Here is a 3,128-nt window from a genome sequence, read left to right on the forward strand (position 1 = left end):
ATTATAAAGGTATTAATTGGAAAAATTGATTCAGGAGAAATTAAGAGTAAGAAGTACTTGTTTGAATCCAATTTAAGCGAAGAACAAAAACATTTAAAAATGCTGGAATGCTGGGATGATTACCAGTTTCACTTGAGGTTTGCTGTACGTTCTCCCGACCTGTTAAACGAGCTCTTGGGTAATTCTCTCGATCCGGATTCAATGAAAATTCTTTATGAAGCAGAAAAGCAGGGTATCCCATTTTTTGTAAATCCTTATTATCTGTCATTGCTTCATGTGAGGGTGCCTTACTTCGCCATAGGTGCCGACTTGGCAATCAGACACTATGTGATTTATAGCCAGCAATTGGTTGACGAATATGGTCATATTGTAGCATGGGAAAAAGAAGACTTGGTTGAACCTGGAAAACCCAATGCTGCTGGTTGGATTTTGCCAACGAGTAATAATATTCATCGTCGCTACCCTGAAGTGGCTATTTTAATCCCCGATACCATGGGACGTGCTTGTGCTGGTCTATGTTCATCCTGCCAACGGATGTTCGATTTTCAGAGGGGCAACCTTAATTTTGACTTGGATAAACTAAAACCCAAAGAGACCTGGCAGGAAAAACTAAACAGCTTGCTCGAATATTTCGAGTCGGATTCTCAGTTGCGTGATATATTAATTACGGGGGGTGATGTATTTATGAGTTCCGATAGCTCATTAAAACAGATTCTGGATTCGGTTTATGAAATGGCTGCACGAAAGAAGAAAGCGAATGAGAAGCGCAAAGAGGGAGATAAATATGCTGAGATATTAAGGGTTCGCCTGGGGACAAGACTACCGATTTATCTTCCACAAAGAATTACTCCAGAATTAATAAGTATTCTTAAGGATTTTAAACACAAAGCCTCCCTGTTAGGGGTGAAGAAGTTTATTATACAAACACATTTTGAATCACCCATGGAGGTTACGCCTGAAGCACGAGAGTCTGTTCGTTTGTTAAATTCGGCCGGATGGACTGTTACCAATCAATTGGTATTTACTGCGGCAGCATCACGCAGAGGACATTCATCTAAATTACGAAAAACACTGAATGAAATTGGGGTTTTGAATTACTACACTTTTAGTGTAAAAGGGTATATGGAAAACAGTTTCAACTTCGCCACTAATGAGAGGGCAGTTCAGGAGCAGATGGAGGAGAAAATTATAGGTCAGGTACCTCCTGATTATCAGGATGAAATACGTGAATTCCCCAACAATGCTGAGGTTCTGACTGACAATATTCGTAATCTGTTGCAGAAATCGGGTTTGCCATTTATTGGCACAGACAGGAATGTGTTGAACTTGCCAGGGGTCGGAAAGAGTTTGACTTTTAGGACTATTGGGATAACTCGTTACGGACGTCGAATACTGGAATTTGAGTTGGACAAAACCCGTAGTCACAGTCCAGCGATGCACAATATGGATAAGGTTATTATTATTGAATCGAAGTCGATTGCTGAGTATTTAAATCAATTGGAAGAAATGGGTGAAGATATTTCCCATTATGAAAGCATCTGGGGCTACTCCATTGGCGAAACCGAACCGCAAATGAGCTTATTTAAGTATCCTGAATACGATTATAAACTTACCGATGAGGTTACCAATTGGGGAGAGATTGAATAGTAGCCCCATGATTTATCGTGGGGGCTTAAAAGATGAATATCAATATGATTTGCTGGGGGATTTATCCTTCGGCTTTTTTTATTTGGAAATGTCTCACCCTATTAAAGAAGAGGACTATAGTGTTTGTATTTGCTGATAATTGATGTCAATTTTTATTTGATTAAATTAAGGCCTCAACTGATACCAATAGTCCATCTGAAAAAAAAAATATTCAATTGCCTGTAAGAATCCAAAACTTAAGACACTAAATAGAAAAACAACAGAATGAGTAGCGATTTTTACACACTTTCAATCTTACCCTATGCTGCAATTATCATTAAGATATGCAGGGCATATACCAACTCTCAGGAGGATTTCGAAGATTATTATCAAGAGGTCTGCTTACAGATTTGGAAGAGCCATGAGAATTTCCGAGGACAATCGGAATGGTCGACATGGATTTACAGATTGTCTTTGAATGTTTGTTTAACCCTTTTGAAGAAAAAGAAGAATAACCACCAGCACTTCGCTTCTGATTATCTGCCGGCCGAAGCAATTGAAGATAGTCAGGTATTTGCTGATGAATCTCTGCAAGAACTCTATAATGCTATTAGGCAATTATCGGAGTTGGACAGAGGGGTTATCTTGCTTTATCTGGAGGAGAAGAGCTATCAGGAAATCGCTGATATCATTGGCACCAATCCCAACAATATTGGTGTGCGTATTAAACGAATTAAGGAACGCTTAAAAAAGATATTAGATGGAAAAGTCAATTGAGGAAATTTGGAAGGAAGGGTTTTTAAAAAGCGATGCTTTGGTGGCACCTAAGTTGAATAACCTGTACAATCAAAAATCGACACATATCGTCGATAAGTTTAAAAGAATGTTCAGAATAAATCTATATGCACTTGTTATTGGCTCCATAGTGTTTTTGATCGCATCTTTTCCTTTAGATATACCGGTTATGGGCATTGGTTATTTCTTTGTTCTAATTGCAATGGTTTTGGTTAACCAAAAACTATTTAAAAGCTTGATAAAACTTGATAAGAACCAGAGCAGTTACGATTATATCAAAGCATTCGATAATTGGATGAAAGAGCAAATGAATGTGAATGCAAGAATGGCTCAATTCTATTATCCCTTGTTCTTTTTATTCATGATGCTAGGCTTTTGGTTTTCCGACAATTTTCAGGAAATGATACAGGAGATATTAGGAAAGCCACATCAAATCTACTTAGTAAATGGTATCCCTGTGTTTTGGGTACTTGGTTTAATTATTATCACTGGATTACTAGCCTTTTTTGGTAAACGAATCTACAAATTCGATTTGGGTCTGGTTTATGGTCGTGTTCTTAAAAAGTTAGATGAGCTTATAGCTGATATGGAAGAGTTAAGAAAATAATGTCCACTTGGAATTTATATTTTTTTATCAAATAATAAAAATTGTGAGATAAGATTTGAGTGTGCTTTGTCAGCCTGCCGTGAGGCATGCTACCATTGTA

The 3,128-nt window shown here is 37.6% G+C and carries 3 protein-coding genes; all 3 read left to right on the forward strand.

Annotation, left to right across the window (positions count from 1 at the left end; translation table 11 throughout):
* The coding region (locus ABY905_RS15510; RefSeq protein WP_372645509.1) for a KamA family radical SAM protein at nucleotides 1-1,647 on the forward strand (1,647 nt) is incomplete at its 5' end.
* 264 nt (nucleotides 1,648-1,911) lie between these two features.
* Nucleotides 1,912-2,403 carry an RNA polymerase sigma factor gene (locus ABY905_RS15515; protein ID WP_372645511.1) on the forward strand — a complete coding sequence of 164 codons (492 nt, stop codon included), beginning with the start codon at nucleotides 1,912-1,914 and terminating at the stop codon, nucleotides 2,401-2,403.
* Entirely contained in the window at nucleotides 2,387-3,028 is a 642-nt protein-coding gene (locus ABY905_RS15520; protein ID WP_372645513.1) for a hypothetical protein, read from the forward strand. Before ABY905_RS15515 ends, ABY905_RS15520 begins: the two co-directional genes overlap by 17 nt.
* Nucleotides 3,029-3,128: the final 100 nt, after the last annotated feature.

The sequence above is a fragment of the Ancylomarina sp. genome, assembly GCF_041555295.1.
Classification (GTDB): domain Bacteria; phylum Bacteroidota; class Bacteroidia; order Bacteroidales; family Marinifilaceae; genus Ancylomarina.

Excerpts from the sequence above, each read along its gene's own strand:
- ABY905_RS15520 (WP_372645513.1), top strand. The coding sequence starts at position 2,387 with ATGGAAAAGTCAATTGAGGAAATTTGGAAGGAAGGGTTTTTAAAAAGC.
- ABY905_RS15515 (WP_372645511.1), top strand. The coding sequence starts at position 1,912 with ATGAGTAGCGATTTTTACACACTTTCAATCTTACCCTATGCTGCAATT.